Origin of the sequence: Paenibacillus sp. MCAF9 (assembly GCF_052114265.1) — a bacterium.
Lineage (GTDB): Bacteria > Bacillota > Bacilli > Paenibacillales > Paenibacillaceae > Pristimantibacillus.
In genome coordinates this window covers 34,253-52,879 of the sequence record NZ_JBFREL010000039.1, presented here as the reverse complement: position 1 = coordinate 52,879, position 18,627 = coordinate 34,253, and the positions used below count along the sequence as shown (strand labels likewise).

Here is an 18,627-nt window from a genome sequence, read left to right as displayed (position 1 = left end):
CACAAAAGCAATTAATTTTGCAGGTCGTTCTACCGTTTCATCCAACTCACCTTCTGAGCTTGTTCATAAGGCAGAAGCAACGGGCTTGAAGGCAAATACGTCATACAATTTCCGTGTGGGCGACGCGGCACTGAACATTTGGAGTGAAGTAGGAACATTCCAAACCGCACCTGTAAACGGAGCATTCACATTCATCGACTTGGCGGATACGCAGGCTAAAGAAGAAGATGAGGCGAAGCTTTCAGCTGAGACGCTGGAGAAAGCACTTGCTACAGTACCAAGCGCACAATTCGTTGTGCACAACGGTGATATTSTAGATACAGGCACAAAAGAAGAGCAGTGGAACTGGCTGCTTGGTCATTCACAAGAAAGCTTGCTTAACACAACCATTGCACCATCAGCAGGTAACCATGAAGATAAGAACAATGCATTCTACGAGCATTTTAATATCAAGCAAGCAGAGAACTCTGCAACGGTAACGGGYGCATACTACTCGTACGATTACAGCAACGCACACTTTGTTGTGCTGAACTCGAATGAGACTTCGGCAAAATATGCGAACTTCTCCGAGGCGCAAGTCGAGTGGTTGAAAAAAGACGTGSAAGCAGCGAAAGCAGCAGGCTCGCAGTGGATTATTGTCAACATTCACAAAGGTCCATATACGACTTCAAACCATGCAACGGACAGCGATATTATGGGCGCTAACGGCGTAAGAAACCAGATCGCACCGATTATGGCAGAGCTCGGAATCGACTTTGTAGTACAAGGCCATGACCATATCTATGCCCGTACCAAACCGATCAAAAAAGATGGAACAGCAGCAGCAACAGAGAAGATTACTGAAACACTGAACGGTGAAAAGATTGAGTATACGGTGAATCCGGATGGTTCAATATAAGAACGACAGCACACGCCCAGTTCGCGGTCAAGTACAAAACTTTGTTGGCATCACCATCGATGGCAACAAGCTAACGGCTGTAACGTATGAAATTGACCAAAACTTGAACGATGCAAAACCGTTCATCGTAGATCAATTCGGTATTGTGAAGAAAGAAAAAACAGATCCAGGACCAGGTCCGGGAACAGGTCCGGGTACAAATCCAGAAACGAATCCAGGACCAGGTCCGGGAACTAACCCAGGTACAAATCCTGGCACAGGAACTGGCGGCGGCAATGAGTCGGAAGTTGTATTGAAGGACATTGCAGGCCACTGGGCAGCATCAGCTATCAATGAAGCTGTAAAAGCTGGTTTCGTTAAGGGTTATGAAGATAGCCAGTTCCGCCCGAATAAATCAGTTAATCGTGCAGAATTTATCACGATGCTTGCTCGTGCGCTGAATCTCTCTGACTCAGGCAAAGCTTTAAGCTTCAAGGACTCTGATAAAATACCTGCATGGGCACAATCGTTTGTCACGCAGGCTGTTGAAACAGGTATCATTAGCGGATATGCTGATGGAACATTTGGTCCTGAGAAGGAGCTGTCTCGTGCAGAGATGGTCGCTATGATTGTTCGTGCAAGTGGAATAAAAGTAAATCCAAATGCTAAGCTTTCCTTTGCGGATTCCAAATCTGTTCCAGCATGGGCAGTTCCATACGTTGCAACCGCAGTCGAGGCGGGACTTGTTAGCGGCGTTGGCCAGAACCGTTTCGCTCCTCAGCAGATTGCGACTAGAGCAGAAGCAGTAGCACTCATTATTGGTTTGCTTAACAAAACGAAATAATCATATCTTTTATTCAGAAAAGCCTGCAGGCTTCACCAATTGGTGGAACTTTGCAGGCTTTTTATTATGGAAAATACATGTATGTTAACGAGCGGCAGCGGCCAAAATATTGCCGATTGCTTGCTTCGCTTCATTTTTGATTTGTTCAAGTTGATTGTAATCAACAGCTTGCGAGTATAATTGCTCCCGTTCATCTTGCAATGCCTTGGCTAGAGCTAGCTGCTGAACCGATGTTTTGATCTGCGCAGCGTAACGGTTTTTTATTTCGGTAATGGTATCTGAATGCGCTTCATCTGTTCCAGGTGTAATGCAGCTGGCATACATATCGATCATTTCATCGCCTGCACGATCGGGAAAGTACTCATGCGGCGCTGTACTGTCGAAAATTGCGAAGCCAAGCTCACGAACGATGACCATATCTAAGCTGTTCGGATCGAAGCCGCAATGATAAATCTCAACATCCAGTCCGCGATCGACCCCGGCTGCAGCTATTTTTTTGAGCATGGTGGATTTGCCTGAACCAGCTCTGCCTTTAACGAAATATCGTTTTAGACCATCCGTCAGATTCGGGACAAAATCGAATGAGCCCTTAGCTGTAGCAGCGCCCAAAAAACGGTGATCAACACGGCTTGTTTTCTCCAGCCTGTTATCGCCATAAAATGTATCGATGTACGAAGCTGTCAGCTCATCGGCTGCTTGGAAATTCATGTTCTGAATATAGACGCTCTCCCAGTCGTCATGAATACGAAGCGCCTCAGCAAAGCCAGCATAAGCTTGATCGTACGCCTGCGTAATTTGTGTACTTAAAATCTCGATCTCTGGATTTAGCGCTTGCAGCTCTGCTGCATCTGCGGCCTCGCCGAGATGAATGTATTGAACGGATGCTCCTAGAAAAGCGGGATCAATAAAGCGCGGCGGTGTTCCATCAACTAGGCCGAGACGGAGTGCGGGAACGATAAGTCCATCAAGCGAGCCGTTGTCGAAGGGGGAGTGCAGCAGCCAAATGTCGTAGCCACCCTGCGCGATGTCGTCAGCGATAGAACGAATGAGGTTTGATCGTTCTAAAGCAGGTCCTTCTTTCAAAATAAATAAGCGCTCCAAATCTTGCAAAGACGAGTCGAACAGGCTGGTCAAGCCGCGAGCTGTATTTCCGTTCACATAAAAGTTTTTGATGATTCCGGTCATAACCGTCACACCTTCCTAGGCTAATGTCATGCTGCATACTCCATCGTATTATTTCCATGTTGAATTGGTGCTAGTATCCAATTCTCTTTATTGTGCCTTTAAAGTAAGAACGGTAAGCTCTGGTCGGCAATGAAAACGTACGGGAATGCGTGTCATTCCTATCCCGCGAGTGGTGTTCACTTGCAATTTGCTGTTCGGTACTTGATACAAACCGGCAGTATACTTGCTCCCGTAGGGAGGTGTATACAGTGCCCCGACTAAAGGAATACGCACTTGTCCGCCATGACTATGGCCTGACAATTGCAGGTCGACCGGATAGCGGGCATACTCATCAGCAAAATCCGGCTCATGCGCGAGCAGAATGGTACTGGAACCGTCCGGAATGCCTTGTAAAGCCTGATCGATATTTGGCTGTCCAACCATCGGATCATCGACCCCGGCAATGTAGAGATGCGCTGAGCCCTTTGTTAACGCGACATGCTGGTTATCGAGCACATGGAATCCAGCTTTTGATAGTCCCTTGGTAACTGCTCTTCGATTGCCGAAGGCATCGTGATTGCCTAGAACGGCATATTGCCCAAAGGGCGCTTGCAGCTTCGAGAGGAAAGCAACGGCTTCCGGCATATACGCGGTGGATTGATCGAGCAAGTCTCCTGTAAAGCAAATAAGGTCTGGTTTTGCCTCCCTAACTTGCTCTGCAAGCTCAGTCAGCAGTTCAGGTTTAGAATGAAAGCCGAGATGCAGGTCACTGAAATGAACGATGCGAAAGGAGTTGAAGGAGGCAGGCAGCTTTGGGATGGCAACCTTCACCTGTTTAACCTCAATCCAATACGGCTCAACTAAGTGCGAATATACGCCGGATAAACCAGCGGTTCCCATCAGCCCCAAAGTTACATGCAAGCTCTTCTTCAAAAACGTCCGTCTACTCATAGGTGCTGAAGTTGATTGCATAATGCCTCCATTTTTCCTTTTTGATATCTTCCAATGATGATCTGTAAGTGCAATCATAGACCTTTTTTGTTACGTCAATGTGACAAAAAAATAAGGCACCGCAACAGGATTGTCGCAGCGCCTTTAATTCTTACTCGTATCTATAGGCAACGAGAAATAAAATGTAATTTCCTCGTTTTCGATATGAAAGCCAAACGGTGCTTCATGTTTCTGCAAAATCGTTCTCGCGATCGATAAGCCTAAGCCTGTTCCGCTAAGCTGTTTGTTGCGGGAGCTCTCCATTACGTAAAAGGGTTCCCATATCAAATCCCATTGTCGCTGCTCATCATTTTCAATCCCATTCGTGATCGAGAAATGTAAAAAATCATCTTTATTCAGAGCAGTAATACAAATTTGTTGATTGGTTGAATATTTCATTGCATTGGAAATGAAATTGTTCAAAACCATCTCTATCTTCTGCTCATCAGCGAATATATGGTGCTGGTTTAGCAAGCTGTCATCTACAGATAGCTGAATAGCTTCCTGTTGAATGGAAAAACGATATTTTTGCAAGGTTCGATGGAGCAGCTGTTTGAAATCAAAGGTGTTCATCCGATAAAGGTCGGTTTGCAGCTTGGAGAGTTCAAGCAGCTTGCCCACCAGCATCGCAATGTCATCGGTTTGCTGCTGGATAACATCAATATAGGTACCGTCATCCATCCCGTCCTTTATTCCTGAAGAATAAGCCTTTATTAAGGACAGCGGGGTTTTCAGTTCATGCGAAATGTTGGCAATAAACTGCCGCAAGTTCTCATTTCTCGCTTCCAGCTCATGATGGGCATGCTCTAATTTATCACTCATTTGATTGATGCTCTCTGCTAAGGATTCAATTTCATCGCCCGTACGAATATGAACCTTGGTAAACGATAAGCTTGAAATGCCTTCAGCTGCATCTTGTATTTTGGCAAGCGGACGAACGATGCTTCTTGTAAAAAGCGCTGACAGGATGATTAGCAGCAGCAGCTCGCCTGCATAAGTATAGAGGGTAAATTGATTAACGATGGTTAATGTTTCTGCCGAGTGGGATATCGATTCACCGACTACAAAAACGATCTCGTCTTTTTTCATAAAGGTAACAAGAAAGCTGGATTTCAGCTTCTCTTGATTGTAAATTTTTCTGACCATTTGATATTTGTTAAGCTTCTCAAGGCTTTCATCCGTGATCCAAAACTTGCTCAGCGTAATGCCTTTTTTATTTAAAAGACCTATAATCGTTTCGTTTAGTTTATTTAGATTTGTGGTGACAGGTGTGTTTACAATGGTGACATCATATTTGTTCTCAACAGCCTCCATATTACGCAATAACTGCTTTGTATCCATGGCATCAAGCTGCTCAGTTATAGCTGCAAGGGCATGCTTTTTTTTGTACAAAAGATATTTGGGCAAGAAAAACGAATTCATCACAAATGAGAAAATAACGACGATGCAGAACACAAATAAAATTCGCCCAATCAACTTTTTGCTTAGCTTATTCATGCGGTTCTTCCAGGCTGTAGCCCATCCCTCTATGTGTTCTGATCAAATGATCGCCGATCTTTGCTCTAAGCCTGCGGATATGCGTATCGACCGTTCGTTCTTCGCCAAAATAATCGAATCCCCAAATACGATCGAGCAGAGCTTTCCGTGAAACGATGATCCCTTTGTTTTCAATGAGGTACCTCATTAAATGAAACTCTTTATTCGTAGCCTGCAGGTCGGTCTCATCTCTAAAGATTTTTTGGCTATCGATATCTACTTTTATATTTCCTATCGCAATTTGATTGTCCATATGAAGCAGCTTCTTTACTCGCAAAATCAATATACGCGGGTCAAACGGCTTGCTGACATACTCATCTGCTCCTGATTGAAGGGCGATGAGCTCATCCTCATCCTCCCCTTTTGCCGTCAGCATCAATACCTTCGTTTTGCTTTGTTTTTTGATTTCTTTGCATACCTCAATACCGTTTACTTTAGGCATCATCCAATCTAATACAGCTAAATGGATGTTGTTTGAATAGAAAATGTTCAGCGCTTCCTCGCCATCCTGTGCTAGGAAGGTATGAAAGGCTTCTTTCTCAAAATACGCCTTTAAAATCTTGAGCATAAAGGGCTCATCATCGGCAATTAATATATTCATGAAAGGCTCCTTCCCAGCAATGTAGAGAGATAGAATACGTAAGGAATATGATACCTGTTATTAGAATAAGCTGTACATCTTGTTTTTGTTTCATACCAGCGGAGCCTCAGGTCAAGCGGTTGTAAGAAAACCATAACTAAATACGACCACGACAATGAGAAAAAATAAGACAACCAAGCAAGCAGCTATTTTCATCTTAATATTGCTTTACGAGCTCCCGCCCCCAAGACCCTGTTCCTCCGGTAACGACGATCGTTTTGTTTTTCAAAGCTTGTTCCTCCCGTTTATGTGAACGATGAATAAGAACAAGCATAAAGTTTGAATGTTACACCAATATGGCAAAAATCATTTACGGCATTAGGTCATGCAATAGCGGTTCTATTTACAAAAAAAATAAGCTCTCATCAGGCTAGCATATGGTAAATTGGGATAGGCTTATTTTCCCCTATACAGACGATGAACGATGCTGGCCAGGAGAATGCCGAGCATAAACCCTGAAATCGGAGCTACAACAGCTATGCCAATATAGTTGGAGCTGGATGTGAAGATAAGTTTTAACGCTAAAGTCAGCAATGTGCAGGATAAAACAATTGCCCAATATACCATTTTGAGTTTTGTAGCAGCGCCTGTATAAGCAGATTCCAATTTGGCTTTATTTATAAAGCGGTATAACAGCATAGCTTCTATAATTAGACCGACGATGGATAACGATCGCTGAAACCATTTGTATAGCGGTATCCCCGCTATTGATTCACGAAGAACAGGGAATTTGGTAACGAACATGCCTGAATAGTGCGTGCATGCATCGATGAATAGATGTGAATAGAAGCCAATGACGACAGAAACGAGAAACACCAGCCAGCTCTGCACCGAATTTAGTTTCCATTCATGAGCTTGGCTGTAGGTTTTACGATCTAAACTCCCAAGCGCAGGCAGGTTTTTGGCTAAGGGAGCTTTTACAACATAATGAAACAAATAAGCGAGTATAATGCTCAGCGGTATCGCTTGATAGATCAACCCGCCAAAGGAATGGCCGATCGTCTGATAGGGCTCAAGCGCAATAAAATATTCAAAGTCAGGAGACATGCTCCCGAGAACGAGACCAGTTAAGCTAAAGTAAGCAGGCTTTGCCGCTTTTAAAGGTGCAATATATAGCGGATGAGCAAAGGTGAACGGCAATTCGGCACCTCCTAACGGGTCTATTTTAAAATAGGAAGACGGTACTTTTAAAAGAAATGTAACATATAGGCTAAGGGAGGGGCATTAACATAATAATTGGGCGCTTTCCCCCCTTGTTTTAATGAGGTAATTTTGGGACAATAATAAGCAGATTGTTTGTTTCGGCCTACTAGCTAGAATAGGGCTGCTTTTTAGCAGTTTTGAAAAGAGGATTAGTTATGACTAAAGCATCTATATATGGATTAACGTTCGATCAACTGACGGAATGGCTGAAAGAACGAGAGTATACAAAGTTTCGGGCATCACAAGTATGGGATTGGCTTTATCGGAAGCGTATAACGGCTTTTGAGGATATGACGGATGTGAAACCAGAGATCATTCAGCTGCTGTCCGAGCATTTTGTCATTCAAACGCTTACCGAGCATACGAGGCAGGAGTCAGCGGACGGAACGAATAAATTTTTGTTCAAGCTGCATGATGGCAATTTAATTGAGACGGTACTGATGAGGCATAAATTCGGCTTATCGGTTTGTGTCACGACACAAGTGGGATGTAATATTGGCTGCAGCTTCTGTGCGAGCGGTCTGCTTGCAAAGAGCCGTGATTTAACAGGCGGAGAGATCGTGGAGCAGATTATGAAGGTTCAGCTTCATTTGGATCAGGCGCAGAAGGGCGAGCATGTCAGCCACGTCGTTGTCATGGGGATCGGCGAGCCATTCGATAATTTTGAGAACATGACAGACTTTATCGGCGTAATCAAGAGCCAGAAGGGGCTTGCGATCGCTGCTAGACATATTACCGTATCAACGAGCGGCTTAGCGAACAAAATCGTGGAATTCGCTGACTCGGATCTACAGGTTAACCTTGCCGTTTCCTTGCATGCACCGAATGATGAGCTCAGAACACGTATTATGAAAATAAACAAAGCGATTCCGATTGCGAAATTGATGCAATCCATCGATTATTATTTGGAGAAAACGAATCGGAGAATTACGCTTGAATATATTTTGCTGAAGGACGTTAATGACCAAAGAGAGCACGCAATAGAGCTTGCACAGCTTATTGGTCATAGGGGTAACCTGGCGAATGTAAACCTCATTCCCTACAATCCGGTGGATGAGCATAGTCAATACCAACGAACGGATCGCGAAACGGTGCGAGCTTTCTATGATACGCTTAAGAAACAGGGTATCAGCTGCAGCGTTCGCCTTGAGCATGGTACGGATATTGATGCCGCTTGCGGACAGCTGCGGAGCAAACAGATCAAAAAATCCAAAGAGCAGAAATTGGGGCAAGAAAGCGCAGCAGCAGCGTCCCTCTAGAAGCGTATCATACCTTTGCAGCTGCTGCTTTTAAAAGATAATCATGTGAATAATATGAGAACACCTTCTAAAAGAGGTGTTCTTTTTATTTGTTTATACAGCCATTTTTTCTGAATATTTACAATTTCGGATAAGATGGACATACTACGATCATATATTTTTAGATAAGAAGGGTGTATGCATATGAAGAAGAGAATAATGGATGTCATTACAATTATGGTTGGCGCACTTATTTTTGCATTAGCAATCAACTTATTTGTTATTCCGAACGAGTTTGGCGAAGGCGGGGTTACCGGGATAACGATTATTTTATATTATGTTTTTGGATGGGCACCATGGTTAATGAGTTTAATTTTCAACTCCTTCTTGCTCATTGTAGGCTACCGTTTTCTGGATCGACAGACGGTAATTTATACGATCGCAGCGGTGCTTTTCCATTCTTTGTTTCTCCATTTAACAGCAGACTGGAGTATTCAATCCGATGAATTAATCGTTAATGCGTTGTTTGGCGGCTTGTTTGGCGGAGCGGGAATTGGGCTCATTATCCGCGTTGGAGGCACAACTGCAGGAACAACGATTTTGGCACGTATTGCGAATAAGTATTTGGACTGGAACATTAGCTATGCCTTGTTGTTTTTTGACTTAATCGTCGCGTTCTCCTCTTATTTCATTATCGGTGCCGAGGCGCTGATGCTTACTATTGTCATGTTATACATCGGTACCAAGGTGATGGACTTCATCATTGAAGGGGTTAATCCGAAAAAAGCAGTCACCATTATTTCCAAGGAGCAAGGCAAAATTGCTGAGCAGGTAAATGTGGTGATGGATAGAGGAGTTACTGTTATTTATGGCCGCGGGCACTATACGAAAACACCGCAGGAAATTTTATATATTGTCATTAGCAAGCAGGAACTGAGCCAGTTGAAAAAAATAGTGAAGGCATGCGACAAAAATGCGTTTATTACGATTCATGATGTGCGGGACGTATTTGGCGAAGGATTTATTGATATTTCAAAATGATTACAGCGATTGGTATAAAAAAGAAGGTCGTGGAATTTCGCTTATTTTCGGGATATAGAGTAAAATTAAAACAAGATAGCAGATAGGAGTTGTTTAGATGTCGAAAGACGAAGTAATTTTGACGCAAGAAGGCTTAGAGCAGCTGCAAGCTGAGCTGGATGATCTTAAATATGTGAAGCGCAAGGAATTGGCTGCGCGGATTAAACTCGCGATCAGTTATGGCGACTTAAAGGAAAACAGCGAATATCACTCAGCCAAAAATGATCAGTCCTTCATGGAAACGAGAATTCTTATTTTAGATAAAATGCTGAAGAAGGCTCGCGTGATCGAAGCGAAGACCTTAGACCTATCAAAAGTAAGCATCGGTTTAACCGTCATTTTAAACGATATCGAATTTTCCGAGAAGATCGAGTACAAAATCGTAGGTACTGAGGAAGCAGATGTTGCGGAGAACAAAATTTCCTACGAGAGTCCACTAGGCAAAGAGCTGCTTGGTCAGACGGTAGGCAGCATCATTAACGTAAGTGCTCCTATGGGTGTTATTAAATACGAGCTTCTCGAAATCAGAGCATAATTCATTATCCTATAGATCATTTCATCACAGCTAATCCGCCTGAAGCGGGTTAGCTTTTTTTGACGAAAAAGGGCAGAAACGACAGCATCGTTAAAGAACCGATCGATACAAACATATTGCGACAGAAACAGATGAGAAAAGATTAACGGGCATTGGGACTATAGCTTGATGTAAACTAATACTTTGTATGGCAAAGTAATACCATGACAGCTGCAACAAAAAAACATAATCTTTGGAAGCTGTACAAGTTTCCAAAAACCTTTTCTAGGAGGAAAGCCATTATGAACTATCATTTCTTTGTAGGCAACGATAACGGAAACAGTGAGCATGATCTTATCATTGACGGCAAGCTGGTTCAGCAGCCTAATGTAAATTGTACGGTGGACGAGCTTCCATGGAGCGAAGAGCAAACACCAGAGAGCTTTATTAAGAATTTGCAGGATCAGCTGGTTGTAACCATCGATTCGCCATCAGCAAGACCAGGGATGTACTATGTCGGGAAGTTCGCTTTAGAGAGCGGAGAAGTGCTGGACAATCTGCAAATCGGAATTGATCTGAAGAGCGATATGGATTTGCCGGTTATCAATACGCTTGCCCAAATTGCGGCGATGGCTGTTCAGAAGGCGTACGAGGAAGAGAAAAAAATACCTGCACAAATCGATGTGGAAGTAGATATGGCAACGGCGCTTCCGGTTACGCAGCACACGGATGAGACCTCTGCTAAGTTTGAGAAACGATTTACGTCTGGCTTGCACCATGTGACGGTTCATTTGGGCATGCAGCGCGTAGCTGTAAAAATCGTGTTCCCGTTTGCGAAGGTCGTTCCAGAAGCCACTCCGGTTATTTTCACGCTACAGAAGGATACAGCGGGCGGCTGGAGAGAGGGCGAAATCTTTGGAGATTTCCTTGAGTCCTATGAAGTAGATAAGAAATTCAACGGCAGTTATTTCAAAGACAAACGCATTCTTCATGTGGATATCGGAGACGGCTCTACGGAATATCCGATTACGGAGGGGAATAAGTTTCTGCGTCAATTCGTGCATGGCAGCCATCATGGCGCCGGTTATGCGATTGAAGAAGCGCTGCAGGAGTTTAACCGACTCATTCATTTGGCGGACAGCCCGCGTCAATTTTTCAGCGATGTTATCAAAAATCCTAACCATAAATACCATGCGCGTGCGCTTAAGACATTAAGAAGACCGCTTGAGAGCCAGGTTAGACAAATCGTGCAGCATGTCAAAAAACAGCTGACGAAAGCACGCAATGAAATCGATCTGATTTGCGTTTACGGCGGCGGAAGCATACTTATGCGCTCAGTACTCTACGGACAGCTGAAAGAGCTGTGTACGGAAAGAGAGATGCAGCTGCTGTATATTCCTGCTGAGTACGCAGTGCAGCTGAATGCAATGGGTCTTGATGCATTTGTGCGTGGCAAAATCTATGAGGCATTAAAAAATAAAGCGGTTCAGCCTGCATAAGCTTGTTCATCAGGTTGAGGTATAATCTAACGGATTCTGGTAGGTGAGAGGTATGAAGAAAACAAAACTGCCCGGTGAAAATATAAGCTTGAAAACCAAGAAATCAGAGGATCCCTTAATTATGCTTTGGTTGAATTCTCAATCGAATCTCATGGATTCTCTTCGATATTTGGTTGAAAATGAGATCGCCTTAAACGGCGTTCGGAATTTACAAGCTTTTGTTCCGATGGAGAGAAGTCGATTGCAAGGCTCATCAGCCTTGCAGCAAGGCAGCGAAATCAATTCTCCATTAACAGGGGAGGAACAGTTGTCAGCAGCGATCGCTGAAGTTAGCGCGGCTGTTACTGCTCCCATTTCTGGCCCAAAAGCTTCTCCGGTTGTAGAGGAAGAAATTGATGATGATGATATTGAAGCATGGAGCTAATGAAAAAACGACAATATTGAGAATTACTTAGTTGTGTTATGTATGACTAAGTAATTCAAAGTATTACCGAATAACACAAAACACCACTAAGGGATACTTGATCATTCCTTGTGGTGTTTTTTTACGTAAAACAGTTCTTTAAGTCTAGTAACCCTAGTGTATAATAGTAATATGTTCCATTTATTTTCATCATATCCGTTTAGTATATAAGACTATATAGAGGTGGGCCGTCCATGCCTTTTTTCTCACGAAGCTCGAATCCAACCGTTGCTAAACCAAAACCAGCTCCTCCAGCGCAAAGCACTGCGCCTGCGCAGCCACAGCAATCACCTCAATCACCGGCTGTGAATGCTGGGCAGCTCCTGCAATTGCAGCAGACGGCAGGCAATCAGTCTACGAGTGCACTAGTAGGCGGGGCTGCGACTGCCCCTCAGAAGTCACCTAAAGATGTGCGAAAGGATGAGCTCAAAGCAGATCGTGATGCGCAGGTCACTGTCAAACCACAGCAGCTCTTTGATGGGCTTATTCAGCAAACGAGTCAGCATATACATACGTTCTTAAATAGTGATAAACAAACAGCATCGCTAAGAGCCAGTCTGCAGGCTAAAGCCAAGACGGCGGTAGAAGCGAATATCGATCAGAACGGTGTAGCAGAGGCCCATGAGAAGGCTGATGAAAAGCTTTATGCTGCAGAACATGTAGCTGCAAAAGGCATCGTATCCGATACGTTAAAGAAATATGCGAGCGATACTGTCGTGAGCAAGCTTCCATCGAGCCAAAAGAGCCTGCTGGCGAATAAGTTCATTGAAGGCTATAACAAGACGGAGGCAAGGCCTGAGGTTCCTTTAGCTAAACAAGTGTTAGCTGCGAACGCACAGGCGACGAGGGAGGCAACTGCTGAAGCTGAACGGTTGTCTAATGTATCTCTTGCACAGATTAAAAAAGATGCTGTGGACAAGGTTAAGCAAAGTGCAGCATTTCTCGATAGCAGTGTAGACGTTGGCGATTTGGGTAAAGCAGAAGTGGAAAATCGGCATCAAATGGATAGTACGCTTGTTCAGCCAGCTGTTATTAATACGGTTTATACGAATAAGCTGTATGAACCCATCAAGGAAGCTGTCGTTATGAAGCTCGGCGTAGGACGAGGCGCTTGGCGAAGATCCAAAGAACTTAATGCTTTTCGTCAGAAGATGAAAGATGCTGCGCGAGAGCAGTCGAGAACGGATATTGACAATCAATTGGACACGAATGCACTAACATCGGGCAAAACGCAGCTCGATAAGAAGTTTACCGGCATGATGGCAAAGAAGGAAGCACATGCAACCTCCAAGGGCTCTGTCGATGCAGCTATGACCACTGAGGCAGTCAATATCACGAAAAGAGTGCTGCCTGAAGGGGATATTAAGAAGCTGCTGAAAGAAGCAGCACAAACCTCAGCATATGGCGTAGCACGTACAAACGCTGCGGGTGTAAAAGTAAATGAAGCGGCTTTAGCTGGTGCTGAGAAGAAAGCGATTGAACTGCTGAAGAGCAAACAAACCGAAGCGGTGAACGCTGTTCGAAGCATTACGAAAGGCGATAAAAAGGTGCCAGGCTCGAAGCCGGATGCTGCGCAGCTTACGGCACTTGCTGAGAAAACGAAGGAGCAGGTTACGGCGGATGATATAGCCGGCAAAGCCATTAAAAAAACAGTAGAGGCTCCTACGCTAAACAAAGGGCTCTTCGTCATAGGCAAGGTGCTTGATCTTGCCGCGCCGAATATTGGCGACTCCAGCTCGTTCAGCTTTGATTTGAAAATACCCGTTCATGCTAGCGGCGTTTATGTTCTGTTCGGACTGGCAGGCTCGGTAGGCAGGGAAGATAAAGAATTAACGATGGCCGCTGAAATTACTTTCGGAGCTGGCTTCCAGTCGTTTGGCTTCGACGCCAATTTCCGTGCGGGCTTCTTCCTGGAGAGCATAGGAACAGATTCAGCCGGTGTCATGAATTTAACCTCGTACGGTATGTACAGGCAAATAAGAAACATTTCCGATAGGGCAGCGGATTATCTCTGGGGTATGGGAGGCAAGTCCGGAATGGCGGAGGTCGAAGAAGCAGAAATATGGGCAGCTATGATCGAGGAGCAGGAATTGCAAAAAGCAGACAATCATGTTGATATTGGTTTGATGTTTAAAGGGGAAGCTGAAGCGAATGCGGGGGTAGCCGAGATGGGAGCAGCCCTTGGCTACAAGTTCTTAGGCCGCTTTGACAAAGAAGCTCTTGAGAAACAAGCGCCTAACGGATTTGGCGGAGCAACGGATCTGACGAAGCTGAAGGAAAAGGCAGCAACCCTCCGCAGGGGTATGAATGTGCATGTTATGGAAGCATCTGCCGAAGCGAAGGTGAAGCTCGGTGGCAACGATATCTCCTTTGGACTCGAAGCCGCCGGCTCCGTAATCAACAATAATTTGAGATCGCTCGAAATTACAGCTAGCGGCTCTATTCCATTCCAATTCGGTGAAGATGCGGACGAATGGGTCAAGATTGCATCGAAAGTAGCGACACCGGTCGCAGGCTCGGCCAAAAATCTCGTTGGTTTCATCACTAGCAAAGTGAAAAAGGATAAGGATATGGCGGCGAAGGGTATAGGATCAGCTCTAGATACCGGGACGGATTTGTTATTTGTGGTTCCGCAATTTGAAGCAGCTGGCAAAAGCCTTGCCGAAAAAATCAAAGGCGATGAAACTGTCAATGATACAATTCGAGGTTGGTTAACGGGTGATTCAAGTGCGAGTGCGATTGATGAAGGCAACAAAATAGCGCTCGCAAGCTCTCTTGATCTGAGTATCGGGTTTGAAAAAAAATGGGATAAAGATAATAAGTCCAAGGGCTGGGAGATTGCACTAGAAGTTATGCAAACGAAGTCATTCGAAGTGGAGGCAGGCATCGTGAATGTAGCGGTAGAGAAGTCCAAGCGGCTTGGAAAGCTGAAATATGAACAGGATGCGAGTGGAGCAGGGTCCATTGCAGGGGAACTGGCGGGGCACGAAATAGGTTAACATTTGCTAGGAGTGATCGTAGTCATGTCCAAACAACAGAAGTATACGGGAGATACAAGCATTACTACAGAGCTGCCGATAAATTTCCATACGCTGACGGGAGAGTCTGTGCCTGCTGTCTTGCGGAAAGTTAATTTTCAAAGCTTCGAGGACTCGCTTTCTTGTCAGATGATGATCGAGGTTAGCGGCCAAACTTATCAGGATATTATGGAGAACGAGTGGTTTAACCTGTTCGCCAGCATGAGGACAGGCAGCAGCGCGGCTATGGATGAGAATCAACCTGTAGAAGTTCATGTCGCGCTAAGGCCAAGCTTGACGAAGCTGGCTGCTCAGCACGGATTCGATGCAGAAGCTATATTCGATAGTGTGCGCTCAAGTACGGAGCCAACGAGCAAGCTGCTGAGCTTAGATCATACCGAGTGCTGGCTTGCGCTAGAATTAAAGCAAAGCGTTGTTTTGCCTGAAGCGTTGAAGGATGAAGGCGTCTTAAAGATGGGATTCAGGACGGCGTGGGCTGCAGAAATGGATCAAGGAATTTCAGTACCCGAAGAGCCTTCTATTGCAAATGGGGCTTTAAATGAGCATATCACATCATTTCTAACGGACAATGAACTGAAATATGAGGTTATAGACGATCAACTGTACAAGCTTATATTTACTAGTAGAGGCGAAAGCTGGGTTGGTCTCATTCGGATTGAGGAGGTCCAGGATTATTGTGCGGTTTATTCCGTCTATCCGGAGCTCGTCCCTGAGCATCAGCGCCAGGAGCTTGCCTTGTTATTATTGAACGAGAACATGGACCTCCTCAGTGGCAGCTTCGAGCTGGATGATGAGGATGGCGAGCTAAGATTCCGATCCTCCTATTATGCCGGGAATACGTATGATTCTGAGGTATTCAGCAGAATACTCGGCAATCACCTTGAAGCGGTAGAGTCTTATTTCTCTGAAATTCGTGAAGTGCTTAAACGCTAATATCATAGATAACAAAAGGGCTGTTTGCAGGAAGGGTGTACCCTCCCCTGTGCAAACAGCCCTTTTTGTGTTTATTTTGTATGTTGTTCGCGGTACTGAGCGGGTGAAATACCGTATGTTTTTTTGAACAGGGTGAAGAAATAGGTTGTGTTCAGCACGCCGACACTTTCGCTGATGACTGCAATGGAATCATTTGTTGTCGTAAGAAGCCGTGTAGCTTCCTCCAGCCGAATTTTCTTTAAATAATCATTAAACGACAGCTGCGTATGGCTGCGGAACAGCTTGCCGAGGTAGCCGGGAGATAACTGTACGGTCTCCGCTATCGTTTCAATGCCCAGATCAGACTCGTGATAATGCTTATGCAAATAAGCGCAAACCGATTCAATCAACGTGTCTGTTTTGGTCGTTTGCTTCTTGTCCATCATGAGGCCGATAAGGGTACAGAAGTGACGAAGCAGCGAGTGAACTTCTTGAAGCGTTTCCTGCTTCTGCAATTGGTTAACCGTATCGTAATATTCTTTGGAATATTCCTGCATAATGGGCAACGCACCGTCAAAATCACGCAAAAGGGCGTTCAAAAGCTGATTTGCGCTGGAGATGGCCTGATAATAGCTCATCTCGCCCAGCTGCTTCATAAATTGATCAAGTGCTTGATTGACCTTGTCATTGTGGTTTAAACGAAGCTCCTCGCATAGCTTCTTCTCAGCTGCTGCAGGGTACACACTTGCTTGCTGCATGACCTTAACAACCATAGCTTCATGAATAATAGCCTGATGTCCGTAGAAGAAACGATACTTGGCGTATTCCTGTGCCGATTCGAAGGAACGATCAATTTCATATTTGTCTTTAACCGTTTCTCCTAAGCTGAACGTAACCGTAAATTTGAAATAGCTGTAGATGATTTCTTGAATTTCGCCAAGTGTTAATAAGATATGCTCGGGCACGGAAGGCGAATCCAGAAACAATAAAATGGCTAGTGTCTGCTCATCGACAACGATTGTTTCGTTTTTCGCGTGTTTCTGAAGCAGCTCATTCGTAATATTACTGACAGAGAAGCGGAAAAGTCCCTGTTTCGTCTGATTGTTATGCTGCGCAAACTCCGTAAACCGATCAATTTGCGCGACGATAACGACATAATTCGAGCTGGTAAAATACTCATTAATCGCGGATTGGATCATATGTGTCGCAGATAAGTCATGCAGCGTTCCATGCAATAAATGCTGAAGATAGGTTTTCTTTAGCACCGGCAAAGACTGCTTCTGCTCCAGTTCAACCATATTCGCTTGATCAATGACGTTGGAGAAGGCCTCAGAGAGTAGTGCAAATTCATTTTGATTTTGCTCAGCAAGCGGTTTTTTGTTGCCCGTAACCTCATGCACTTTCTTAATTAGACGGCCAAGCGGATTGTACAGTTTATTTGTGGCAAAAAAAGCTGTTAATGCACCAAGCGCAATAATGACCATAGCAATCAAGCCCGTGAAGGTTCTCAATACGGAAATATCCGAAATAAGCAGTCGGTACGGCTTAACGCTGACAAAATACCAATTAAGCTGGTTTGATTTCACAAAGGTGACCAGCTGTTTCGATCCGTTCACTTTAGCTTTGAAATGCCCCGCATTCATGGACGAATTCAAAATTCGTTCGATATGGGGCATCGATGCGAAGCTTTGCATGAACTGGTTCGCATCGGTATGGGATAATACAAGCCCGTCTGCATTCATGACAAATACATCATCGTTAGCACTGCTAATCGCTTTGATCGTGTTCAAAATATACTGTTCATCCACATGGATGGTGATAGCTCCTTTGTATGCAGAGGTAAGCGCATAGTTTGGACGCAAAATCGCAGTGAGCACATGTTCCGGCTTGCTTGTGCTTGGAGCGTTTGGCATACGAAGCTGGTTTGCGAACAGCTCCATATACTGCAAGTGATTGATATCCGTAATTCGCTCCTTCTCCAAATCATTTAACACATAGGTTGTCCCCGCCGTGTTCAAATACCGCTTCGTATGATCGTTATAAATGCCAATGTATTTAATGAACGGATAAGTGGACTGGATATCCAGAAGAATATCCATCGCGTCACGATCCTGTACATAATCATGTTCTTTATTCATCAGTACGGTGATGATTCGATTATTGCTTAACAAATGGTTGCCTATCGTTTCGATTTGCTCATGGACGATGCTGGAGGTATAGCTCGTTTGCTGCAGCATGGAAATGACGTTTTTGCTGATCGTCTCTTCCGTTTTGGAAGCAAAGAAAAAGTACAAGGTGCTGCTGACAGCTAGAACAGCTAGAGCGACGAGTAGGATGTAATAAATCAACATCTTGCGGTAAACGGAATAATTAAATAATTGCTTCCATTTCATCGGGCCTGTCTCCTTACTCCGTTAATAAATGAATCGCTTACATCGTTTATTTAGAAAACTTTAAAATACATCCTTCTTTAATGCAACGTTCTATCGCTATATTTGCAAAAATTGAAGGTTTAACTGATTTTTATAGTCCCAAAAAGCCTTGATTTTAAAGGGTTTATCAAGATTTTAACTATTCAGCGGCACTTGCCGCGGCGCATACTGAAATCACCGAAAACAAACAAATCATC

Annotated in this window: 15 protein-coding genes; 9 read left to right on the top strand and 6 right to left on the bottom strand. The window is 44.4% G+C overall.

All coding sequences use genetic code 11. The features are described 5' to 3' along the window. Positions 1 to 898, top strand: an 898-nt coding sequence (locus AB4Z45_RS30105) for a metallophosphoesterase (protein ID WP_441913037.1), incomplete at its 5' end; no start/stop codon positions are given. Next, positions 885 to 1,721 carry an S-layer homology domain-containing protein gene (locus AB4Z45_RS30100; RefSeq protein WP_441913035.1) on the top strand — a complete coding sequence of 279 codons (837 nt, stop codon included), beginning with the start codon at positions 885 to 887 and terminating at the stop codon, positions 1,719 to 1,721. The genes AB4Z45_RS30105 and AB4Z45_RS30100, both read left to right, overlap by 14 nt. Positions 1,722 to 1,805: 84 nt before the next feature. On the opposite strand, the gene AB4Z45_RS30095 is transcribed toward AB4Z45_RS30100, so the two are convergent. From AB4Z45_RS30095 to AB4Z45_RS30075, 5 genes are all read right to left on the bottom strand, one after another. Further along, positions 1,806 to 2,906 (bottom strand): PRK06851 family protein, encoded by a 1,101-nt coding sequence (locus tag AB4Z45_RS30095; RefSeq protein ID WP_441913033.1) that lies wholly within the window; start codon positions 2,904 to 2,906, stop codon positions 1,806 to 1,808. A gap of 87 nt (positions 2,907 to 2,993) precedes the next feature. Then, positions 2,994 to 3,857 carry a metallophosphoesterase gene (locus AB4Z45_RS30090; RefSeq protein WP_441913031.1) on the bottom strand — a complete coding sequence of 288 codons (864 nt, stop codon included), beginning with the start codon at positions 3,855 to 3,857 and terminating at the stop codon, positions 2,994 to 2,996. Between the two features lie 123 nt (positions 3,858 to 3,980). Next, entirely contained in the window at positions 3,981 to 5,372 is a 1,392-nt protein-coding gene (locus AB4Z45_RS30085; protein ID WP_441913029.1) for a histidine kinase dimerization/phospho-acceptor domain-containing protein, read from the bottom strand. Continuing rightward, positions 5,365 to 6,012, bottom strand: a complete 648-nt coding sequence (locus tag AB4Z45_RS30080) for a response regulator transcription factor (RefSeq protein ID WP_441913027.1) — start codon at positions 6,010 to 6,012, stop codon at positions 5,365 to 5,367. Before AB4Z45_RS30080 ends, AB4Z45_RS30085 begins: the two co-directional genes overlap by 8 nt. Positions 6,013 to 6,447: 435 nt before the next feature. Beyond that, entirely contained in the window at positions 6,448 to 7,191 is a 744-nt protein-coding gene (locus AB4Z45_RS30075) for a DUF4184 family protein (protein ID WP_441913025.1), read from the bottom strand. Between the two features lie 218 nt (positions 7,192 to 7,409). On the opposite strand from AB4Z45_RS30075, the gene rlmN reads away from it, so the two are divergent. From rlmN to AB4Z45_RS30040, 7 genes are all read left to right on the top strand, one after another. Next, positions 7,410 to 8,513: a 23S rRNA (adenine(2503)-C(2))-methyltransferase RlmN gene (gene rlmN, locus AB4Z45_RS30070; RefSeq protein ID WP_441913023.1), complete on the top strand. Its 1,104-nt coding sequence runs from the start codon at positions 7,410 to 7,412 to the stop codon at positions 8,511 to 8,513. Positions 8,514 to 8,696: 183 nt separating this feature from the next. Then, a complete protein-coding gene (locus tag AB4Z45_RS30065) occupies positions 8,697 to 9,533 on the top strand; it encodes a YitT family protein (RefSeq protein ID WP_076266441.1) in 837 nt (278 codons plus the stop codon). Between the two features lie 97 nt (positions 9,534 to 9,630). Then, positions 9,631 to 10,107 carry a transcription elongation factor GreA gene (gene greA / locus AB4Z45_RS30060; RefSeq protein WP_076266440.1) on the top strand — a complete coding sequence of 159 codons (477 nt, stop codon included), beginning with the start codon at positions 9,631 to 9,633 and terminating at the stop codon, positions 10,105 to 10,107. Positions 10,108 to 10,388: 281 nt separating this feature from the next. Further along, positions 10,389 to 11,585, top strand: a complete 1,197-nt coding sequence (locus AB4Z45_RS30055; protein WP_441878364.1) for a ParM/StbA family protein — start codon at positions 10,389 to 10,391, stop codon at positions 11,583 to 11,585. A gap of 52 nt (positions 11,586 to 11,637) precedes the next feature. Next, positions 11,638 to 12,009 carry a hypothetical protein gene (locus AB4Z45_RS30050; RefSeq protein WP_441913021.1) on the top strand — a complete coding sequence of 124 codons (372 nt, stop codon included), beginning with the start codon at positions 11,638 to 11,640 and terminating at the stop codon, positions 12,007 to 12,009. A 233-nt stretch (positions 12,010 to 12,242) separates the two neighbouring features. Next, positions 12,243 to 15,047 carry a hypothetical protein gene (locus AB4Z45_RS30045; protein ID WP_441913019.1) on the top strand — a complete coding sequence of 935 codons (2,805 nt, stop codon included), beginning with the start codon at positions 12,243 to 12,245 and terminating at the stop codon, positions 15,045 to 15,047. Between the two features lie 24 nt (positions 15,048 to 15,071). Then, the gene (locus AB4Z45_RS30040) at positions 15,072 to 16,019 is read left to right on the top strand and encodes a YbjN domain-containing protein (RefSeq protein WP_441913017.1); all 948 of its coding nucleotides are present in this window, start codon (positions 15,072 to 15,074) and stop codon (positions 16,017 to 16,019) included. Positions 16,020 to 16,090: 71 nt separating this feature from the next. On the opposite strand, the gene AB4Z45_RS30035 is transcribed toward AB4Z45_RS30040, so the two are convergent. After that, positions 16,091 to 18,391 (bottom strand): helix-turn-helix domain-containing protein, encoded by a 2,301-nt coding sequence (locus AB4Z45_RS30035; RefSeq protein ID WP_441913015.1) that lies wholly within the window; start codon positions 18,389 to 18,391, stop codon positions 16,091 to 16,093. Positions 18,392 to 18,627: the final 236 nt, after the last annotated feature.